Here is a 20,996-nt window from a genome sequence, read left to right as displayed (position 1 = left end):
AATGCTCTAGTGATCGGCCTGAGGTAAGTTATAGATTTGGTACAACTGATCTAGAATTTTCTCAGCGCCCAGAATCCCACCAGACAACAACCAAGCCACATTATCCACTTCATACACTTGCTGGTTTTTAGGTGCTGTTAACATTTTCCATAACGGATGAGCGCGCCACGCATCGTAGTTCTGTCTAACGGCAGCATCATTGGAATGCAAAATGACAAAGAACACATCCGCATTCACACTCGGTAAGGCTTCTTTGGTTTTCAGCTTCACACCCCAACCCTTTTCATTCGGCAAAGGGAATTTAAAACCTATCTCCTTCAACACCACGCCTGAAAAACTTTGATTCAAATACAAACGTAAATGATCGGCGCGAATATTTAGAATCGCTGCGGTTAACGGCCAATCTGCTTCACGTGTTTTTATTTCATTATGAAAGTTAGCAATACGCTGTTGGAAGTTATTCCAAACCTGCTTGCCTTTCTCTTGTTTGTTCAGAGCCTCAGCCGTTAAATCCAAAGAGGTTTTAAAATCATAAACATTCTCAGCCATCACAGTAGGCGCAATTTGCGACAACTGACGATAAATTTTTTCATGGCGCGACTTGGTGCCAATAATCAAATCTGGCTTTAACGCCACAATCGCCTCAAGGTTAGGTTGAGTTTCCAACCCAACATGAGCGACGCCTTTCAAAGCATCTCGCAAATATTCATAGGTTGGCTGCTGCGCCCAAGAATCCACCACACCGACAGGCGTCACACCTAACGCCACCACTGAATCCGTCGCTCCTTGGAACAAAGTCACCACGCGTAAGACTTTTTTGGGAACCTCAGAACTCCCCATTGCATGAGTGATCGTCTTTATTTCTGACGCCATCACCTGATTAACTGGTGATAAAATCAGAAAAAACACTGTCAGCAAAAATGCCCATTTTCTTACTTGGTTTACCAGCATGTTGAGATGCTTCCTTCCATTGTTCTTTTATATAGGGCGTTATAATAACAATTATCATCCTCATAAACATTAAGCACGGTGTAAAAGACCAAATGAAAGACAATAAAAAAGCCTGAATCATTCGATTCAAGCTTTTAAATTTTTTTAAAAAAATCAGCGTTTAACGTGTTTACTAACCAAACACCACACCATCCGCTAAGGTAACAAAGATCGAGTGTCTCACTTCGTTAAATAACGCTTTGCTGCAGTGACCCTCACCTTCGGTATCTTCTAACAAGACAACATCGCCCGCGCCAAACTGACGGGTTTCACCGGACGATACTGTAAACTCACAACGGCCTTTTATAATGAACAAAAGCTGACGCTGCGGCGCTGGATGCCATTTAAAATCGTAGTCGCTTGGAGTCTCACGAAAAATCATCTCCCCTGCTGAAAAACGCTCCGACAAAAAACCAATTGCACCGCCATCACGGACATCTATATTCACATCACCGAAGTGACTCTTGCCCTGATCATCGTTAAAAATGCGTGTAAATTGCATCGAATATTCCTCTATTTGCCGTAATTCTATTTACCGTAATAATAAGCATCCATGGAATTCAATTGGCTTGCGTGTTCATATTCGTTTCATCGAATACAACGCCACGAGCCTGCTCGTTTACCGTCATCATAAGCGTCCATGCAATTCAATTGGCTTGCGTATTGTCTCGTTCCTCGACACGTCTGCGCCAATTAAACGCATGGAAGCTTTTAACCGAAGAAGACTAGCTTCCCAGCATAACGTGAAAGCGATTCTTCAACCGCCCATCACAAACTGCATCCAGAATCACGCTAGAGCGATTCTTCGAGCTTGCTCGGGGAGCGAAGCGTGATACTGGGTTCAGTACAACAGGAGCGAGGCGTTACACCAAATTCTGTATCGCATGGCTCAACACAGCCAAGGTCACGGCCACATCTGGCGTATCAATCGCTTCCGCTGGATGATGGCTAATGCCTTTGTCGCAACGCATAAACAGCATAGCCACAGGACAAATATCAGCAATCGCCATGGCGTCGTGTCCCGCACCAGAGAACAAGGTATGAACAGGAATATTTTGTGTTTGTATCGCATTGCGTAGCACGCTTTGTAGCTTTTCATCACAATGAACCGCGTTGGCGGCATGGGTCGCTTTGCGCTCAATACGAACATTACGACAGGCGGCTATGGCGTCTAATTCCAGCAAGATTTCGTCGAGCGCCACATCGCGTTTGTCATCAAATTCGCTGCGAATATCGAGAGAAAATCCAGTGTTACCAGAAATCACATTCACGCCATTGGGACGATTTTGAATACGGCCAACCGTAGCAACAATGCCGTGATTCTGTGCGACTCTTTCTACTGCAAGAATCATCTCGCTACTGGCGCAAAGGGTATCTTGGCGCAGATTCATCGGCACTGTGCCCGCATGCCCTGCCATGCCGGTAATATTAAATTCAAAGCGCTTTGCCCCGGCGATGGCACTGACCACGCCAACAGGTAAATCTAAATCTTCTAGCACTGGTCCTTGCTCAATATGCAGTTCAAGGTAACCCAGTAAGTTGTCGGTTACGATAGCCGCATTGGGAATGCTAGCGAAGTCCGAACCAAAGTCTTTAAGCGCTTGCGACAAGCTAATACCATCGCTGTCTTTTACATCAGCCCAGCTTGCTGGCCATTGACCCGTTAGAGCACGACTCCCCAGTAAGGTAGAGCTGAAACGCGTGCCCTCCTCGTCACCAAATCCCACTACATCCAAGTGAAACGGTAAACGAACGCCCGCATTTTTCATCGCTGCAATAAGAGTAACAGGGGTAATAACACCCAACATGCCATCGTATTGACCACCATTCGGCACCGTATCCAAATGACTACCCATGATAAAGCGCGGTGCATCAGGGTCAGCGGCTTGCCAGCGCCCCCAAAGATTACCTGCTTCATCTTGCCAGGTTTGCATGCCTGCTTCTTGCATCCAGCCGCCCACCAATCCATTGGCTTGTTTGTGTTCTTTGGTGAGATAACGACGATCTAGACAATCGTCGCTTTGACTGATTTTGCCAAGTTCGTCACAGCGGTCCATGACCAACTGAGCGAGTTTGCCGTAATCTGTCATTATCTTTCTCCTGCGTAAACCGACATGGCCGCGTCTATCGCAGCGCCGGCTGGTAACGCAAAACCAGCGCGACGAAGTACGGTTTCTAGCGACTGCAAGGTATGCAAAACAGCGTCTTGGCGTGCGTTGTAACCCATGGTGCCAATGCGCCAAACCTTGCCTTTTAATGGGCCAAAGCTGGTGCCAATTTCAATGTTAAAAATGTTCTGTAAATCATGACGAATTTTTTCGCCATCGACGTTGTCAGGAATATACACGCCCACTACGTTGGTCATCTTGTGTTTCAAGTTACCAAATGGCTTCAAGCCCAAGGCTAGAACACCTTGTAGCATGGCATCGCCTGCTAACTGATGACGCTGAATTACCGCATCTTGGCCTTCGTTAAGTAGCTGAATCGCACATTCACGAGAACCAAACAACATGGTTGCGGCTTCCGTATGATGGTTCAAACGCTCGTCACCCCAATAATCCATGATCATTGGTAGATCAAAATAGTTCGAACGAATACGCATGCCAGATGCCCCCTGATGATGGGCATCACGAATTCCCGCTTCCACATGAGCACGTTTGCGTACACAAGACACAAAGCGGTCGCTCAAGGTAATTGGCGCGCTGCCTGATGGTCCGCCTAAACACTTTTGCAAACCAACCGACACCGCGTCGATTTTCCACGCGTCAACTTCCAACGGGTTCCCGCCAATAGACGCCGTGGCATCGGTGTAAAACAACACATCATGAGCATGACAAATCTCGCCTAGCTCTTCTAAAGGCTGAAACATAGTGGTCGAAGTATCGCCCTGTACAATCGCCAATAATTTTGGCTGTACTTTTTTGATCGCGTCTTCGATTTGCTGCGGATCAAAGACTTCACCCCAAGGCACTTCGATAGTGTGAACTTCAGCGTCGGCGCGTTCGGCAATTTCAGCCAACAAATGACCAAAACGACCAAAAATAGGAATCAGCACTTTGTCGCCCGGTTCTAAACAAGACACCAAGGCCGCTTCAATACCGGCACGAGAAGTACCATCAATCAAAAAGGTTTGCTGGTTCTTGGTATTAAACACGCGGCGATATAATTCCATGACTTCGTTCATGTAACTGGTCATGGTTGGATCATATTGCCCCACCAACTGAGTCGACATCGCCGACAACACGCGTGGGTAGCAGTTAATCGGGCCTGGGCCCATTAATAATCTTGGCGGTAATGAAAGCGGCTGCATAATGATCTCCTAACCTAAAACCTGATAAAGCATTTTGATGCCGGTAATAATCAACACCACGGCAAAGACTTTTTTCAACTTCGCTGCATCTAAACGATGCGCTAAACCCGCACCAACCGGAGCAAATAAAACCGTTAATGGAATAATGCACGCCGCGCCAATCAAGTTAACCAAGCCAACAGTGCCATAAGGGGAATCAATCGGGCTTTGACCGAAGATCAACATGGTCAAGGCGGCAGGCAATGAAATGATCAAGCCTACTGCAGCGGCTGTGCCGACGGCACGGTGAGCAGGATAGTTACAGAAAGTCAGCATAGGAACGGTCAAGGTACCGCCACCGATCCCCACCATAGAACTGAAGAAGCCAACACAAGTCGCCATTACGCCTTGACCAGCGGAACCCGGTAGGGATTTGAAGACGCTGTCTTTTTTGCCCAGCAACATATTCAGCGCAGACAAGGTCGCGATAATACCGAACAACAGAGTCAGCCATTCGCCATCAACACGCGTGACCACAAAACTGCCGATCATCACGCCTAAAAAGATGAAAAAGCCCCAACGTTTCAAAAGGTCGAAGTCCACATTGCCTTTGGCTTTATGGGCGCGGATCGAACTAATAGAAGTCGGAATAATGGTCGCTAGAGACGTCGCAGTAGCCACCAGCATGGCCGTATCCGCACTCACGCCCAAACCTTGGTACAAGAAAAACAACACTGGTACGATGACGATACCGCCACCAACACCCAACAAACCGGCTAAAATCCCGCCAACCACACCGGTGGCCATCATGGCGAGAATCATGGAATAGTTTTCCATTATGAATGACATGTTTCTGTTTGCTCCTAAATAAAAGTACTACTTATTAAAACTACTAACGATGGCTGCATCACTACGTGGATCCGTCGCGGCATCGGTATGTCCCTCTGGATGAAGCACAACCGCACCAGCGTGACCCATTAATTCATTTTGCGAGTCGACGATAACCAAATCGTGACCGCGCTTAACCAATTCATCCGCAGCGATATCGGCAAAGTCTCGCTCGATTTTCAAGTTATGACTAACATCCCCCCAAGTCCGACCGAGCAACCAACGACCTTCGCTGATGGCTTTATCCAACGGCATTTGATGATAAACATAGCGACTGAACAGTGCCGCTTGAGTCTGCGGCTGGCCTTCGCCACCCATGGTGCCGTAACTCATACGACGGCCATCGTTTAGTTCAGCAAACGCCGGATTCAGCGTATGGAAAGGTTTGAGGTTCGGTCCAAGCTCTTGTAAAGAGCCTTTTTCAAGAGAAAACGACGAGCCACGGTTGTTCCACACAATACCAGTGGAAGGACTCACCACACCGCAGCCAAATTCCCAATACAAACTCTGAATGTAGCTGACCATGCGGCCTTCACTGTCACAGGCACCCATCCAAATCGTGTCGCCATGTTTGACTTGATGTGGCCAAAGTTGCGCTCGTTCTAAAGCGATTTCGTGACACATTTTTTCCAGTTGCTCGTCATCCAACAAAGATGACAAATCCATTGCTAAACGAGATTCTTCAGTCACAAATTGGTTACGGGCGATAAAGGCTTGTTTGGTACATTCGATCAGTAAATGCGCCATGTCTGTGGCCGTTTTGCCTTGCGTATAAAGCTTGTCATACAAGGCCAAAATCAATAACGACGCGATGCCTTGCGTTGGTGCTGGCAGATTATAAAGAGAGCCAACACTGGTTTTGACCTGCAAAGGTTCTACGCGTTTTGCCTGATAAGAATGAAAATCCGCCAAGCGAATCGGCGAGCCTGCGCTGGCTAAATCTTTCGCTAAACGTGTGGCAATATCGCCATGATAAAAATCGTCTAAACCTTTTTCAGTAAGCTGTTCCAGCGTTTGTGCCAGTACTGGCAAAGTCAACGTATCGCCTTCTTTATAAAGGCCACCAGCGTTCAAAAATGCCTCAGCAAAACCCTGAACACTGACTAAGTCGGCAAACGTTTTCTTACTAGCATCAACGTAGGTTTTGGTGACTGCACTGCCGTTTTTCGCCAACTCAATAGCGTCTTTTAATAAGTCCGTTAAGGGCATGTTTTGTGTGTTGGAGACGGCTTGCCAAGCTTGGCTCACTGCCAAGGCCTCTTGCCAACCCGCTACTGCACCTGCCATAGTCACAGCCGCTTTGCCGCCTCGAGTAGGAATGCTGTCATGGCCACAATAAAATTCCAGTGTCGCCAGCTCCGCCGCTTTGCCTGAAGCATCAATGCCAACTGGCGTTTTTCCAGGCTCACTGATCAACCAAAAACCATCACCACCCAAGCCGTTCATGTGTGGATAAACCACGGCTATCGTCGCAGCTGCGGCGACCATGGCTTCTATCGCCGTGCCACCTTGCTCAAGAATCTTCCGCCCTGTTTCTGTGGCTTTAAAATGCGGTGCAGTAAAGGCGATGTCGTTCTTTTTTATGTTATTCGTATGTAAGTCATTATTGGGATTCAAAGTGCTCATGACGCCGACTCCATTAAGTGTTTTGCAAATTCAATCAGTGCCAAATCTGTGCCTTTTGAACTCACTAAAGACAAGCCACATGGCGCGCCATGTAAGGTACAAACCGGTAAATGCAACTGTGGAAGACCCGCTAATCCAGCAATGGCAGTAATGTCCATCAACTGATTACGATAAGCGGCGAGTTCGTCGTCGGCCGCATCAAATAAAGGCGCTAAACCGGGTGTGGTCGGGATGATAAGAATCGATCCTTCAATTTCATTTTCTAACCAATCCGTAAAACGCTGTCTTTGTTGTTTCGCAGCAGCAACATCGGCCTCGGAAATGGTTTGGCACCACTCGAAACGTGACTGAATATCTGGTGCAAATACCGCCGAGGCATCGACACCATCAATATTTTCTAAACTCTTGATCCATTTACCATGTTCATGCCAAATTTCTGCGCCTTGTAAGGTTCGAAATGTCTCGCTGGTTTTCCACACTTTGGTGTCGATTACGATGGAAGATTCTTTGGGAAAACGCTTTTGTTCACGCCATGTTTGCAGCTGAATATTTAGCTCTTTCACATGCTCAACTTGATCGATTAAATTCTTAGCAATCAAGATGTTATTAAATTCTTTAGGAGGCTTACTCTTCAGCAGAACGCGGGCCGCTTTTTCCAGTGTTGCTAAGTCTTTGGTGAGCCAACCAACTGTATCGAAAGACGGTGCAAGCGCAACCATGTTATCGGACGGAATCACGCCATGGGTCGGACGTAATCCAAATAAACCGTTATAGCTTGCTGGCACGCGAATCGAGCCACCAGTGTCTGTACCTAACCCTATATCAGCAAGATCCGCCGCAACGGCCACCGCCGAACCCGATGACGACCCGCCTGGGAGACGATTTGGTGTCACCGGATTTGAGGGTGTTCCGTAATGAATATTTTGACCATTTAGGCTATAAGCCAACTCATCAGTAATAGTTTTACCGCAAAAAATAGCGCCGTCATTCAGCAAAGCGGCAACGCTAGAAGATGTTTTTGTCGGAATAGGATGAGTCGCAAGCCAAGTAGGATTACCAGCAGAAGTTGGCAGTCCAGCCATATGAAACAAGTCTTTCACAGCCAAACGTAAACCACTCAGTGGCAAAGTAGGATTAGCTGATGAACTATCGTTCCAAGCCGTTTCACTGAGATTCAGGAATGGATTTTGTACCATGAAATGTTTCATATGTCCTCCGCTTGATTAGTACATATGAAACAATCGTTTCAACACACTGTCAACTGAAACAAAAAAGAAATCTAAATTTTCTGCAAAAGTGTCGTAAACAGTGTGGGTTTAATCTTTTAAAAACTAAGGTTCCAATTCATCCAAATCTTCATACAACGCTGAAATCGCCTGCGTCTGCCGACTGGCAGCATCGCCCAGAAACCCAAACACGCGATTACACAACATAGAGATCAGGCTCATTGGTGCAGCGTAACTGTCGAATGGGCTTTCATTGCCAAGGTGGCAAAGCAGCACATGGGACACTTGTTGGTTATAGACCTGCCCCGTTGGATCTGTGATCAAGACTGTGGTTCGACCTTGCAAGGCTTCTACAATTTGCTTGAACTGGCGAGTTCGACGCCTAAAGCCCAACAAGACAATCACCTCATCATCAAGAATGTCGTGTAGATCTTCCCCTAATGTTTGACCCGGTTGCGGCAATAAGCGAACGGAATGACGCACTTGTTGCAGTTGCTGACGAAAATGCAACGCCAAAGGATAAGCATTACGAAAGCCGATCAGAGTCACTCGGCTTGCTTTGGCTAATCGTTCGCTGATCTCGTTAAGGGTTTCAGGTCGCAAGCCTTCAAAAGTAAGCGATAGGTTTTTTAGCTCTTGCGCGGTTTGATCCAAAGACGAGCCTTGGGTGAAAATCGGTACACCACTTTCGCGCAATGCTAATTGCGCTTGCTTCGCGCCTTGTTGTGAATCATAGCCAAGCTGACGAAAGAAACGACTCACGGTCGCTTTTGATGTATTGGTGTTTTCAGCAATCTCGGCCGATGTTTGACTCACAATCGCCAAGGGATTCTGTTGTAAATAGTTCGCTATGGATCGCGCTGATGGAGACAGAGTCGGGTAAGTCTGCTCGATCAGGGATAGCACATCCTGCTTTGTAGCCACGTGTTAACCTCAATTCGGGGATATTTTGCTCTACGGTAATTGATTATCGTTGAGCTGCCAACTTAGATTTCTCTTTGATGCCTCGTTGTCTGCTTTCAGCTGATAGAAAGAACTAACCAGAAAAACAGTAGCGCACCAAAATATCAACCTCGCTCCATATTGGCGCACAAAATCAGCATAAAACTCCCCATTCTATTGCAAGTCTTTGCATCATGACTCTTTCTGGTAATGGGTTTCATACTCGTCTTGCAGTGCTTTGTTACATAAATCAATGTCCAAGAAACCTTTGTTTCATATTGGCATGGGGGTTGCAAAATGCGTTTCAGGCATTCACAAAACGAAATAGGAACCCCAACCATGAAAAGATTGACCAAACTACTTGGCAAAACATTGATCATCGCTGCAGGCTTTAGTGCATTAAGTGCAAGCGCAGACGTGTTGCAGGACATAAAAGACCGTAACCTGATTCGCATTGCTGTTCCTCAAGACTTCCCTCCATTTGGATCCGTTGGTACCGACTTGAAGCCACAAGGTATCGATGTGGACATGGCCAATTACATCGCGAAAGAAATGGGCGTGAAAATCGAAATCGTTCCAGTGACCAGCGCCAACCGTATTCCTTACCTACAGACGAAAAAAGTCGACCTAGTGATTTCCAGTCTTGGTAAAAACCCAGAACGTGAAAAAGCCATCGACTTTTCAACACCTTACGCGCCTTTCTTCTTAGGCGTCTTTGGTTCTAAAGATGAAGACGTGACACAAATCAGCCAGCTAGCAGACAAAACCATTGGTGTTACTCGCGGTTCCGTAGAAGATTTAGAACTTGAAAAGAATGCACCGAAATCCGTTAACGTACGTCGCTTTGAAGACAACAACACCACGCTAACCGCTTACCTATCTGGTCAAGTGAACTTGATCGCAACGGGTAACTTGGTTGCAGCGGAAATCGCAAAACGTCAGCCTCAACGCGCACCAGAAAGTAAATTCATGTTGAAAGACTCTCCTTGCTACATCGGTATGGCAAAAGGCGAAACAGCACTACAAGCCAAAGTGAACGAGCTGATCAAAGGCGCCTTGGCATCTGGTGAACTAAACGACATTTCGATGAAATGGTTAAAAGCACCACTACCTAAAGGCTTCGGCGCATAAGGCTTTCGTTATGTTGTATTTCTCTGATCTATTGCAATACAGCGACGTGTTCCTCAGTGGTTTAAAAACCACGGTTGAGCTCACTGTACTGACAACGATCTTGGGAGTGGTATTGGGTACGGTCTGCGCGACCGTACGCCAATACGGCAACCGAGCCAGTCAACGAGTTGTCAGTGTGTACGTGGAACTTATCCGTAACACGCCGTTTATTGTTCAGCTGTTTTTTATCTTCTTTGGTCTACCTGCGATTGGCATGATGTTGTCGCCATGGGAAGCCAGCATGATCGCACTGACTATTAACCTTGGCGCATACAGCACAGAAATCATTCGTGCCGGTCTTGCCAGTATTTCCAAAGGTCAAATAGAAGCGGCAAAAGTGTTGGGGCTTAACTTTCGCCAAACACTGACGCGCGTGATCTTCGTTCCGGCATTTGAAAAGATTTACCCAGCACTCACTAGCCAATGCATTATCGTCATGCTCGGTTCTGCGGTGATTTCTCAGATTTCGGTGCAAGACTTAACTTACGCAGCCAACCTTGTGCAATCACGTAACTTCCGTGCTTTTGAAAGCTACTTGGTTACCGCCTTGATGTACCTTGGTTTGTCTATTCTGCTGAGATTTGCTTTCAACGCATTAGGAAAACGCCTATTTGCTTATCGTACAGCCGATTAAAAGCATTCTTAAAAAGAAGAGGATGAAAAGCAAAATGAGGAATACTCAATGATCGAATTTTCTAACTACGACATTCTGCGCAATCTTTTGTTTGCGACACAATGGACGGTTTTATTATCACTGGCGGCGTTTATCGGTGGCACAACCGTCGCGCTTGCATTAACCGCCATGCGTTTGACGCGTAATCCAGTCATGCAGCGCATCGTAAAAATCTACGTGGAATTATTTCAAGGTACGCCATTGCTGATGCAGATGTTCTTGTGCTTCTTTGGCCTGTCCATGCTGGGCTACGAAATTTCCGCTTGGGGCGCAGCGATTTTGTCGCTGACGTTTTTTACCAGCGCCTTCTTGGTAGAAATCTGGCGTGGCTGTATCGACACACTGCCGAAAGGCCAATGGGAAGCAAGCCGCTGTTTAGGATTAAGCTTTTTACAAACCTTGCGCTTTATTATATTGCCACAAGCGATTCGCGTGGCGACGGCTCCAACCGTTGGCTTCTCAGTACAGGTTATTAAAGGTACAGCGCTGGCCTCGGTGATTGGTTTTGTCGAACTGACTAAAGTTGGCACCATGTTAAACAACGCCACGTTTGAACCTTTTAAAGTCTTTACTCTCGTTGCACTTATTTACTTCTTACTTTGTTATCCACTGTCTTTGTACAGCAAGCATCTGGAGAAAAAATTCAATGTCTCTCGTTAACTTACATCAAGTCCATAAATACTATGGCGATCATCATGTGCTGAAAGGCATTGATCTAGACATCAAAGCTGGTGAAGTGGTTTCTATCATTGGCAAAAGTGGTTCTGGTAAAAGTACTCTACTGCGCTGTATCAATGGCTTAGAGCAATACCAAGAAGGCGGTATTACCGTTGACGGTAAAGAAGTCACCACAGAAGACATTCAGGTGCGTCGTCTTGCCCTTAGCGTCGGTATGATCTTCCAAAACTTCAACCTGTTCCCGCACATGACGGTAGGCGAAAACGTCATGCTTGCGCCGACAATTGTCTTGAAGAAAAGCAAAGCCGAGGCCGAAGCAACGGCTCGCGCCATGCTTGAAAAAGTGGGACTTGCGGAAAAGTTCGACAGCTTCCCTGAAAAGCTATCTGGCGGTCAGCAACAACGTGTCGCCATCGCCCGTGCCTTGGCGATGTCACCAAAAGTCTTGCTGTGTGACGAAATCACCTCTGCACTCGATCCAGAATTAGTCGGCGAAGTATTAAAAGTACTCGAACAACTGGCGAAAGAAGGCATCACCTTAGTTCTAGTGACCCATGAAATGAACTTCGCCCGCGACGTCGGCAGCCGAGTCGTCTTCATGCACCAAGGCAAAGTCTGGGAACAAGGCGACCCAAAAACCGTCTTATCCAACCCACAGACTGACGAACTGAAACAGTTTATGGGGGCTGTGCTTTAATAAGAGTTACGGGAGACAAGAACAAGCCACACTCCAGGGTTGGAGTGTGGTTTTTTAAGGAGAAGGAAACATTTTCTAAAATCGGCCAAGCCAATATTGTGGACGGCGTCGGTCATGAGCTACGGCTAAAATCTGAAGACCCATTGGACTTTCTCGATAAATGATGGATAAAGGGAATTTAGTAAGAGGCACTTTACGGATATTTGGCAATAGCTCGACTTTCCAAGCTTTTGGAGACTCGCCGATTAACTTAGCTAAAGTCTCAAACTCTTCGATCAAAGTTCTGCCTAATCCTGGAACTTTAGATTCATAATAACCAACCGATTCTAAGAACTCAGCTTCCGCTGCTGGGTGAAAAGAATAATTCATTTGATGAGAGCTCGAGCCTTCTTCATTACGTCATCACCAGACACTGTTTGCACAGCACCATTATCAAGCTCTTCAGCTCTACGTTTAGCCTCAAGCAACCAATCAGACTTGAGCTCTTTTTCTGATGGAGATTCCAAGCTCAAAACTAATCGTTGAATTAGCAAGGCTCGCTTCTCTCTTGGAAGATGAAGTGCTTCATCTTCAATACTTTGATGATTCATGAGGGAAACCTCTTATTCGAATATTGATTAATTTTGGCACAGACAAATCAAGGACACAATTAAGCTGTTATGAAATAAGATTAGCGTATCATTACAACTCTTAAGAGAACAATTACAGACACGCTGGACGATACGGTTTCTTATATGTTATTGACCATTTTGAATTGCCTGCTTAATAATTGGAGCAACAGTTTGAGGAGTGATCGGCTTGGTTACGCAATATTTTGTCTGCAACCAATCTGACAGTTTTTTCTGACCTTTGCTTGAGTTACAACCGCAACAACACAGCGCAATATTGTCTTTATTAATAATACTGGCATCATTAATGATGTGTTCCCAACTCGCGCATGTTTTCTTAGATACTTTTGCGCTCGTAAATTCCACACCACAATATACACAAACCTTGTCTCTTGCTCGAATTTCATCTTCAAGCCAAGACGGAATATTCCAGCTATTTGCCATACAAAAAACACCTATAATCCCTTCACTACACAGCTTATCCTTTAATTTTGGTGAACAGGGCATCCAGCTCTGACTCAGAATTAATGACTTGGCTTCCAGTTGCTTTAGTTATGCTCTTCAACATCAAAAGATTCTCTATCAAACAAGGTAATGTAATCACTTTCTGCAGACAGCCTTACAAAGATAGATAGCATAATCTCGTCTTGATCATCAGGTAATTTTTCAAGTTCGGTATCAATATTCAAACGGTAGCTTTTAGGCTTTTCCAACTGCATTTTTTCTTGTAAAGCTTGAAAGTTGTGAACTGCCTCATCTGATAGAGCAAACTCATATTCCGTAAATTCCGTCGCCGATGTAAACCAGCTATTGTCATCCTGATGAATATTTTTAATAGAGAGAACCTTCAATGGATAATCAAAAACTAGCCATCCATTCGATGTTTCTAAATTCAATGATAACGCTGTTTTGGATATGTCTATTTCAACCGGTTTATCGATCTGAATTCGACTTCTCAATTCATGTGGGTTTAAGCCTAAAAAACTATTTTCATCAAAGGCACTCAGCTTAAGCATGCTGCCTAATGGAACATGAGAGCAGCCAAAAAGCAGGAGACAAATCATCACAGCTATTGTCTTTTTCAAATCAATTCCCTTTTAAAATAAATATGTTATCGCTTAAGAAGCGGCCAGCACAGTGAGATGTTCACCCGTTAACTGATAACCTAGCCATTCACTCTTAGGCTTTGCGCCTAGTGATTCATAAAAATCGATAGCGGGTTTATTCCAATCTAAAACACTCCATTCAAATCTCCCACAGTCATTCGCTACAGCAATTCCCGCTAAATGTTTTAGTAAAGCTTTTCCAGCACCACTGCCTCGTTCTGACGGTGACACAAACAAGTCTTCAAGATATAGACCATGCTTTCCTAGCCATGTGGAATAGTTAAAAAAGTACACGGCAAAACCGATTGGATTGCCATCTTTCTCACAAATGATCGCTTTGGTAGACGAGTGCTCTGAAAAAATAGAGTCTTCAATCATCTGCTCAGTGGCCAAGACTTCATGCTCTGCTTTTTCGTAAGCGGCCAGTTCTTTAACAAATCTAAGAATGATGCTTGAATCATCTCGATTCGCTTCACGTATTAACGCTGTCATAAAAACTCCTTTTCAAACACTGGATTCAAGAATAAATATAGTGTCATTCAACTTCATGACACACAACACAAACCTTATTGCCGCCTAAGTCTCTAAAATAAGTAAAAAGCAGCTTTCATAGTAGATGCAATCCGGGCTGACCTTCACGTGTGGCGCTGTTTTCAACAGCAAAGTCAAAAGCCCAGCCAATCTCAAGTTTCTGTGTCTATACTTATGATTTGACTGTTTACGGGTGAAGCGCTACAAAGTGCGCAGCACTTTCATATATATGAACTTTATAGACCTTTCTGGTATGGTTCCATCGCGTGGCAAAGAACGAGTCATCACCTACTTATTTATTTAACAAGACCGCCCTGACTTTAATCGTCTAGCACTTCTACGGTATGAAACATGACAAAAGAAATAATTGAAACACGTAAAATTACCAGTGCCGAAGCTGAACAATGTGCTGCAGAAGCAATCCAAATAATAGGCTCTATTCAGCCCCACGGGTTTCAGTTAATTCTTGACGCAGATACATTTCAAATTGTCCAACACTCCAGCAACACTATAGATAGCCTCAAAGAGGCGTCGTCAATAAATTCAAATACACACCCTGGACTAATCGGCAGCCATATCAGTGAGTGGGTTAAGTTTATCAATGTCGAAAGCCTCACTAAATTATCATCCAAAAAAGCCGTTGTAGTTGAGTTCAAAGAATCTGGCATTATTCAATCATCAAGCTGGGGATGTTTCGCACATCTAACAGAAGGCTGGATCAGTTTAGAGTTCTCACCAAACCTAGGCTCTGATTACAACGCTAATGTCTTGCTGTCTCAAATCGATAACATGGTTGAGTTGCTCAAATCTTCCTATGATGAAACCGTCCTATTTAATACTTTAGTTTCCCAGCTACAAGAATACACGCTGTACGATCGTGTCATGATGTATCGCTTCTTACCTGACTGGTCAGGGGAAATTGTCGCTGAAGCCGTATCTGAGCGAGAAGAAATAAAATACCAAGGAATGCGTTTTCCTGCTGAGGATATCCCGAAGCAAGCCCGTCAATTGTACACACTCAGCCCTATACGTTTATTCGCGGATATTAATGCCGAGCCTTGTCTACTAGAACCAGCATTTCTTCCCGACGGCCAGCCACTTAATCAAAGCTTGTCCGTTTTAAGAAGTATGTCAACGGTACATCGTAGATACTTAAAAAACATGGGCGTGGGCTCTTCATTATCGCTATCGATAAAAAAAGGAGACGGATTATGGGGAATGGTTGTTTTCCACCATAATGAGCCAAAAATCCCCACTAATGATGTAATTTCACAACTTCGAGTATCGGGAGAACTGTTCAGCGAAATTATAACCTCATATTTGATTCCAGCTGAAAAAATCAAAAAGCTCACCTACCTTATGAACGCTCAGGCCTATATTGAGGCATCCTTTAACCAAGCCAAAATGGCCAATATTTCAGCGGCGCTGTTTGAATCCATCCTGCTTAAAATTCAAAAAATTACTCAGTACCATTTTATTGGCATTATTTATCGAGAACAGTCTTATATCCTTGAGGACACATCGTTTTTAAGCCTTGGTGATCAGACCATTGATGCGCTGAAGAATCTCTTCGCAACACAAGAAACAACCCATTTTCAATCAGAAAAGCTACATCAAGAAATTGGCGTAATACCGGGTCTTGAAAGCATGGTCGGAATTGCCATAATGAAAGCCAAAATTCCAAATGACTTTTATGTCTTTATAGGCAAGGAAGAGGTCTCCAAAACGATAAAATGGGGCGGTGCTCCACAAACTGTCAATATTGTCGTCGAAAACAATGAAAGGCATTTAGAGCCTAGAAGCTCCTTTGCGTTATGGCGCCAAAATATTGCAGGAGAAAGCTCTCCTTGGAAAGAACAAGATCTAAACTTGTTAGAAATTATTTTTAATGCGGGAAAAGATTTTTTCAGTACAAAACGCAGCCAAATGCGCATCAGCCAATTGGAAAAAAGTGCCTATTTTGACCCTCTAACAGGATTAGCCAACCGAGCACATTTACGATCCTTCATAGAAGATCTGAAAGACCAAAAACATATTAGCCATATTTCTGTGCTTTTTATCGATCTGGATAATTTTAAAGACGTCAATGATTTCATGGGACATGAAACGGGAGATAGACTATTAATCACCATCGCTCAAAGACTTAACGAATGTACAACTTCTAACGACTTAGTCGCACGCTTGGGCGGAGATGAGTTTGTTGTTGTCTTAACGCATCAGGTGCTTCCTGATCCTACTTTAGCAGAGCTTATTGCCGATAAAATTATCCAACGTATTGGCGAACCTATTTTGGATAATGCACATACTCTCGTTATTACTCCAAGCATGGGTATTATTTCAGAAGACGTGAAAATACTGGATTTTAATGAAACACTAAAGCAAGCTGATATTGCCATGTATTCCGCGAAGAACAAGGGCAAAAATCGCTTCCATATCTTCGATCATAAAGACCAAGATCTCTTCAATAAAAAAGCCATTTTAACGATGGATTTACGAGACTGCATTGCCGAAAACTGTATAGACCTTCATTTTCAACCTCAGATGAATGCTCTGCAAGAAATCGTCGGCATTGAAGTTTTAGCACGCTGGAATCATAAAAAATTTGGCTTTGTCAGCCCTGACGTCTTTATAGAGATCGCCGAAAAAAACAACCTAATTTATCCTCTTGGTTTGCAAATTATAGACAATGCCTGTTCGCAACTTGCCAAATGGATAAAAAGAAAACAACCCATTCATTTCAAAACGATGTCTTTGAATATTAGCCCTATCCAACTGATTGAACCGAAATTTGAAGAAGACCTTCTTCGTATTCTCAAGAAACACAGTGTTCCAGAAGAAATCATTCGCTTAGAAATCACCGAATCTGTTTTTATGAAGAGCTATCAAACAGCAATTAATACGTTAAGTAATTTAAGAAAGCATGGCATAACCATCTCCCTTGATGATTTTGGCACAGGTTTTTCTTCATTGAATTCTTTGTGGAAGCTGCCTATTGACGAGGTCAAAATTGATAAGTCTTTTATTTCAAATATGAGCAAAGACGATAACCTATTTACCATGGTAGAAAGTGTTATCTCACTCTGCAAAAAATTGAACTTAGAAGTGGTCGCAGAAGGTGTTGAGCATAATATCGAGTTCAATATTCTAAAGGGCTTAGACTGCGATATTTATCAAGGTTACCTATTCAGCAAACCGCTACCTGCAGACCTGCTTGAGAAAACCTTCTTGGATAAATAAAAGTTAGCCTCTGGAAACAAAGCGCTTCCAGAGGCTAATTTAAAGTGAACTCAATTGTTCACACCCGACGTCCTCGTGATCCAACCCAAATACCGACGACCAAGACCATTCACCGGGGTTGAGCACAAAGCCATAACTGAGTGTTAAGCCGGATTCAATTTTGATGTCGCCAAGTTGGGCATCGCTTTGAGCAGTAATCACATAATCTTCACTGACGACTTCATCGCCGGCGATCAATTTTTCTGCGACTTTGTTGGAGTAAACCAGCAGTCGAATGGGTTCAACGGATTGAATACCAATGCTATCTCCACCAAAGTCTCCCGCAGCAAATCGAATCGGCGAGGAAACACAAGCTGCTTGCTCTTCTAGTCGATTGTCTTTTTTGGCGATAAGCACACCTTTTCCGGCGATACCTCGTAACTGCAATAAAGTACCGACTTTCGGCGATTCGATGTAGACCACAGCTTTTATGTTATCTGAAACTGCCAAGTTACTTTCATTCGTGTTTTTTGCTTCACTGCTGCAAGCAGAAACCGACAAAAGTAGCAAAATTGAGCATAACATGGTGGATAAGTCGGGTAAGTTATTAACATCTTTCATGTTTGGTTCCTGTTTATAGCATCTCGTTGTTTTGTGGATAATTAGCAAAATCACTGTCTGACTCGCTTGGTAAGGCTAATAACATCAGTAAAACAAGCATGCCTATCGCTGGAACCAAGACCACCAGCAACCACCAAGCGGAACGGTTAGTGTCATGCAATCTACGCACAGTCAAAGACAGCATTGGCAAGAAAACTAACACGCTATAAAGCGCTTCTATTTTCCACGTTGCTTGAAAAAAGATTTCCAACAAGACAAACACTAACGAGATCAAACAATTCACCAAAAAAAACATCCAAAATGCTTCCAGTGATGCTCTTCCAGAAAATTGCGCATAACGCTTCCACGCATCAAAATACCCGTTCATACTTTTCTCCTTTGATTCATCCCGAGGGACATTGAAGGCTTAAAAGTACGTTGCGAAGGAAAGATTTACGTCCTAGATCAGGTTCTAGGACGTCCTTGATGGCTTTTTAGGACAGGATGGCTTTCTAAAAAATAATGGCGGGCATGATGCAGATAAAAGTGATACATATACAACGAAGATCAGGTCTGAGCTATTTCACAATAAACAAGGCGGAACCAAAATGATCGCTATTCCCTTACCTTTTGTCGTTGCCTTGTTGCTGTCTATCTTGGCGGTTTTGCTGTTTATTCGCCGAGAAGAAACCACCCAATCGGCGTTTGTTTTTATCGCTTTGTGTGCGTTAACAACGACCATAGTTGGCCTACGTTGGACGTTTGATTATTCGCTATTTCGTCTGATTCAACCTATCTTGGCGTCTTGTATTCCCGTGACGGCTTGGTACTGTTTTTCGAGTGCTCACCAACGCTATAAACTAAAAATCTGGCATTTCTTACCGCCTGTTTTTGTCACCTTGGCGTCTTTTACTTATCCATTCTGGCGGCCGCCTTTAGATCCTGTTTTAACCTTGCTTTACGTGGGTTATGGTATTGCGCTGATTCGTGCTTCGTTTAAAGCATCGAACCTTCCTGAACAAGTTCGTTTATCCGATATCGACAACGCCTTAAAAGCCGAACGTATTGCGGGTGCCATGCTGTTAATGTCCGCCATGATTGATGGCGCTTTGGCGGTCGATTTTTCCTTTTTTGCTGGCGAGCATGCGTTGATAATTCTCTCTATTGGACATGCGGTGTTACTGCCTGTTCTGGCTATCAGTGTCATTATGATAAGCCTAAGTATCGCGCCCAGCGTTAACGAAGCGTCCGACCTAAATGAAAAAACACCGCTCGTAGAAGAATCAAAAGACAAGCCACAGCATCCGTTAACAGACGATGAAGTGAAAGACATAGTACACAAAATAGACGTGCTGCTTAGCACCAAAGAAGTGTTTCTTGATCCAGACTTAACGCTCGATAGACTCGCCAGAAAAGCCTGTATTCCAGCGCGTCAAATCTCTGCTGCCATCAACCAAGTTTACGGTCGCAACATTTCACAAGTCGTGAACGAATATCGTATTGAACGAGCCAAAACACTACTGCTGACAACCGACAAAGCCATCACCCAAATCTATTTGGACTCTGGCTTTCAGACGAAATCTAACTTCCATCGAGAGTTTTCGCGCCTGACACAACAAACACCGAGCGCCTTTCGGCGTGCTAACATGAAGAGTTAAGACTTTTTGAGAAAGTGCATGATGTCTTGATAAATCACCTGATGAAGCTCATCCCGAGATCGTTCATTACCGTCTTTGCAAACAATGCCATCACCCGGCTCTTCCTCTTCTATCATCTCAATCGCGCCGGGCTTACAAAGCTGCATGAAACTAAAATGCGCGGCGTCTGGGTAGACAATGTATTGACGATTATTAGAGGGAATATACTGCGCGAGAAAGCCGGATTCTTCTGCTTGCGGTAAATCACCAATATCCACGCCTGCAGCAAAGATCAAGGTCGGAACGGTTAAAGCTTGCAAACTCTGACGTGACAAGCTTCGCGCCAAGCCCAAATCCAAAGTAATAACTTGCTTGATTCGATTATCTTTTAAGCTGCCAGTCGGCTCGCCAGTTTGAGCCCGATCCAAGCCCAATTCAGGCATCAAACCACACACGCGAGGATTATTTTTAAGAACGCATTCTTGCTTTAACTGGTCTCGATCAAATTGCCCGCCCGCTAGCAACATCACCGTCCAGCCGCCCAATGAATGGCCAATAGCGGTGATGTTGTTAGCATCGATATTTGGCAATAGATAAGACTCATTCAACAACCAATCCAACAAGCGCGATAAGTCTCCAGCGCGTTGCCACCACTGAGCCGCTGCTTGCGCAGAATGATCAAAAGACGTGGTTCCCGGATGATCAAGCGACGCCACGACATAACCATCTTGCACCAGTTTTGTTGCTAGCCAATTCTGATTACGCCAGTTACCACGATAACCATGAGACATTACTACCAACGGAAAAGTACCCACCAGAGGAAACCGCCCCGCCAGCGGCGTTCCAACTCGTACCACATCGGTTCCCAAAAACGCCGCGTTTTCCGCAATTCTTTCAGTGGGAAAGGTCGTCTGTGATGGATACCAAACACTGGCTTTTAACGGTCTATTACTGTCTGTGTATAACTGAACCTGATCAAAACCCACCGAATACGCAAGAGCATTCGACGCCCAGCAGGCAACCAATAAGATGAAAATCGCAAACCCTTTCATGATGTCATTCCTCTTTAAAATGCTTTAGAAAGAAGTCACTATGAAAGGAAAATGCGAGTAACGCGTC

General features: G+C 44.5%; 23 protein-coding genes. 7 read left to right on the top strand and 16 right to left on the bottom strand.

What is annotated here, in order from left to right; translation table 11 throughout:
* Positions 1–6: 6 nt before the first annotated feature.
* Entirely contained in the window at positions 7–951 is a 945-nt protein-coding gene (locus ACO05V_RS04930) for an ABC transporter substrate-binding protein (RefSeq protein WP_421848095.1), read from the bottom strand.
* Between the two features lie 172 nt (positions 952–1,123).
* Positions 1,124–1,492, bottom strand: a complete 369-nt coding sequence (locus ACO05V_RS04925; protein ID WP_421848093.1) for a cupin domain-containing protein — start codon at positions 1,490–1,492, stop codon at positions 1,124–1,126.
* Between ACO05V_RS04925 and ACO05V_RS04920 the strand changes: the two genes are divergently transcribed.
* Positions 1,476–1,823 (top strand): hypothetical protein, encoded by a 348-nt coding sequence (locus tag ACO05V_RS04920; RefSeq protein WP_421848091.1) that lies wholly within the window; start codon positions 1,476–1,478, stop codon positions 1,821–1,823. The genes ACO05V_RS04925 and ACO05V_RS04920 overlap by 17 nt on opposite strands.
* Positions 1,824–1,853: 30 nt before the next feature.
* On the opposite strand, the gene ACO05V_RS04915 is transcribed toward ACO05V_RS04920, so the two are convergent.
* From ACO05V_RS04915 to ACO05V_RS04890, 6 genes are all read right to left on the bottom strand, one after another.
* Complete coding sequence (locus tag ACO05V_RS04915; protein ID WP_421848089.1) at positions 1,854–3,080, bottom strand: allantoate amidohydrolase; 1,227 nt, start codon at positions 3,078–3,080, stop codon at positions 1,854–1,856.
* The gene (locus ACO05V_RS04910; protein WP_421848087.1) at positions 3,080–4,300 is read right to left on the bottom strand and encodes a pyridoxal-phosphate-dependent aminotransferase family protein; all 1,221 of its coding nucleotides are present in this window, start codon (positions 4,298–4,300) and stop codon (positions 3,080–3,082) included. Before ACO05V_RS04910 ends, ACO05V_RS04915 begins: the two co-directional genes overlap by 1 nt.
* 9 nt (positions 4,301–4,309) lie before the next feature.
* Positions 4,310–5,128, bottom strand: a complete 819-nt coding sequence (locus tag ACO05V_RS04905; protein ID WP_421848085.1) for a sulfite exporter TauE/SafE family protein — start codon at positions 5,126–5,128, stop codon at positions 4,310–4,312.
* A 27-nt stretch (positions 5,129–5,155) separates the two neighbouring features.
* Complete coding sequence (locus ACO05V_RS04900; protein ID WP_421848083.1) at positions 5,156–6,793, bottom strand: gamma-glutamyltransferase family protein; 1,638 nt, start codon at positions 6,791–6,793, stop codon at positions 5,156–5,158.
* A complete protein-coding gene (locus ACO05V_RS04895; protein ID WP_421848081.1) occupies positions 6,790–8,001 on the bottom strand; it encodes an amidase in 1,212 nt (403 codons plus the stop codon). The genes ACO05V_RS04900 and ACO05V_RS04895 overlap by 4 nt, the downstream gene beginning before the upstream one ends.
* A gap of 123 nt (positions 8,002–8,124) precedes the next feature.
* Positions 8,125–8,943, bottom strand: a complete 819-nt coding sequence (locus ACO05V_RS04890; protein WP_421848079.1) for a MurR/RpiR family transcriptional regulator — start codon at positions 8,941–8,943, stop codon at positions 8,125–8,127.
* Between the two features lie 357 nt (positions 8,944–9,300).
* On the opposite strand from ACO05V_RS04890, the gene ACO05V_RS04885 reads away from it, so the two are divergent.
* The 4 genes from ACO05V_RS04885 to ACO05V_RS04870 are packed head-to-tail and all read left to right on the top strand — an operon-like array spanning position 9,301 to position 12,179.
* Complete coding sequence (locus tag ACO05V_RS04885) at positions 9,301–10,092, top strand: transporter substrate-binding domain-containing protein (RefSeq protein ID WP_421848077.1); 792 nt, start codon at positions 9,301–9,303, stop codon at positions 10,090–10,092.
* A 10-nt stretch (positions 10,093–10,102) separates the two neighbouring features.
* Positions 10,103–10,765 (top strand): amino acid ABC transporter permease, encoded by a 663-nt coding sequence (locus tag ACO05V_RS04880; RefSeq protein ID WP_421848075.1) that lies wholly within the window; start codon positions 10,103–10,105, stop codon positions 10,763–10,765.
* A 48-nt stretch (positions 10,766–10,813) separates the two neighbouring features.
* Positions 10,814–11,464, top strand: a complete 651-nt coding sequence (locus ACO05V_RS04875) for an amino acid ABC transporter permease (RefSeq protein WP_255827687.1) — start codon at positions 10,814–10,816, stop codon at positions 11,462–11,464.
* On the top strand, positions 11,451–12,179 hold the full coding sequence (locus ACO05V_RS04870; protein WP_338264810.1) for an amino acid ABC transporter ATP-binding protein: 729 nt from the start codon (positions 11,451–11,453) through the stop codon (positions 12,177–12,179). The genes ACO05V_RS04875 and ACO05V_RS04870 overlap by 14 nt, the downstream gene beginning before the upstream one ends.
* A 75-nt stretch (positions 12,180–12,254) precedes the next feature.
* Here ACO05V_RS04870 and ACO05V_RS04865 read toward each other — a convergent pair whose 3' ends face one another.
* The 5 genes from ACO05V_RS04865 to ACO05V_RS04845 form a co-directional block, all read right to left on the bottom strand.
* Complete coding sequence (locus ACO05V_RS04865; RefSeq protein WP_421848073.1) at positions 12,255–12,548, bottom strand: type II toxin-antitoxin system RelE/ParE family toxin; 294 nt, start codon at positions 12,546–12,548, stop codon at positions 12,255–12,257.
* Complete coding sequence (locus tag ACO05V_RS04860) at positions 12,545–12,769, bottom strand: addiction module protein (RefSeq protein WP_421848071.1); 225 nt, start codon at positions 12,767–12,769, stop codon at positions 12,545–12,547. Before ACO05V_RS04860 ends, ACO05V_RS04865 begins: the two co-directional genes overlap by 4 nt.
* Before the next feature lie 147 nt (positions 12,770–12,916).
* On the bottom strand, positions 12,917–13,231 hold the full coding sequence (locus ACO05V_RS04855) for a hypothetical protein (RefSeq protein ID WP_421848069.1): 315 nt from the start codon (positions 13,229–13,231) through the stop codon (positions 12,917–12,919).
* Positions 13,232–13,335: 104 nt separating this feature from the next.
* Complete coding sequence (locus ACO05V_RS04850) at positions 13,336–13,872, bottom strand: hypothetical protein (RefSeq protein ID WP_421848067.1); 537 nt, start codon at positions 13,870–13,872, stop codon at positions 13,336–13,338.
* A gap of 33 nt (positions 13,873–13,905) precedes the next feature.
* Positions 13,906–14,385 carry a GNAT family N-acetyltransferase gene (locus ACO05V_RS04845; protein ID WP_421848065.1) on the bottom strand — a complete coding sequence of 160 codons (480 nt, stop codon included), beginning with the start codon at positions 14,383–14,385 and terminating at the stop codon, positions 13,906–13,908.
* A gap of 390 nt (positions 14,386–14,775) precedes the next feature.
* On the opposite strand from ACO05V_RS04845, the gene ACO05V_RS04840 reads away from it, so the two are divergent.
* Positions 14,776–17,661, top strand: a complete 2,886-nt coding sequence (locus tag ACO05V_RS04840; protein ID WP_421848063.1) for an EAL domain-containing protein — start codon at positions 14,776–14,778, stop codon at positions 17,659–17,661.
* A 39-nt stretch (positions 17,662–17,700) separates the two neighbouring features.
* On the opposite strand, the gene ACO05V_RS04835 is transcribed toward ACO05V_RS04840, so the two are convergent.
* Both ACO05V_RS04835 and ACO05V_RS04830 read right to left on the bottom strand, forming a co-directional pair.
* Positions 17,701–18,261, bottom strand: coding sequence for a hypothetical protein (locus ACO05V_RS04835; protein WP_421848061.1), 561 nt, complete (start codon positions 18,259–18,261; stop codon positions 17,701–17,703).
* A gap of 13 nt (positions 18,262–18,274) precedes the next feature.
* Positions 18,275–18,628, bottom strand: coding sequence for a DUF805 domain-containing protein (locus ACO05V_RS04830; RefSeq protein ID WP_421848059.1), 354 nt, complete (start codon positions 18,626–18,628; stop codon positions 18,275–18,277).
* Positions 18,629–18,848: 220 nt separating this feature from the next.
* On the opposite strand from ACO05V_RS04830, the gene ACO05V_RS04825 reads away from it, so the two are divergent.
* On the top strand, positions 18,849–19,898 hold the full coding sequence (locus ACO05V_RS04825) for a helix-turn-helix domain-containing protein (protein WP_421848057.1): 1,050 nt from the start codon (positions 18,849–18,851) through the stop codon (positions 19,896–19,898).
* On the opposite strand, the gene ACO05V_RS04820 is transcribed toward ACO05V_RS04825, so the two are convergent.
* Positions 19,895–20,929: an alpha/beta hydrolase family protein gene (locus ACO05V_RS04820; protein ID WP_421848055.1), complete on the bottom strand. Its 1,035-nt coding sequence runs from the start codon at positions 20,927–20,929 to the stop codon at positions 19,895–19,897. The genes ACO05V_RS04825 and ACO05V_RS04820 overlap by 4 nt on opposite strands.
* Positions 20,930–20,996 lie beyond the last annotated feature (67 nt).

The sequence above is a fragment of the Marinomonas sp. genome (assembly GCF_965225885.1).
In the GTDB taxonomy this organism is placed as follows: Bacteria; Pseudomonadota; Gammaproteobacteria; order Pseudomonadales; family Marinomonadaceae; genus Marinomonas.
Note: the sequence above shows the minus strand (reverse complement) of the source record. Positions and strands in the feature narration are given on the sequence as shown.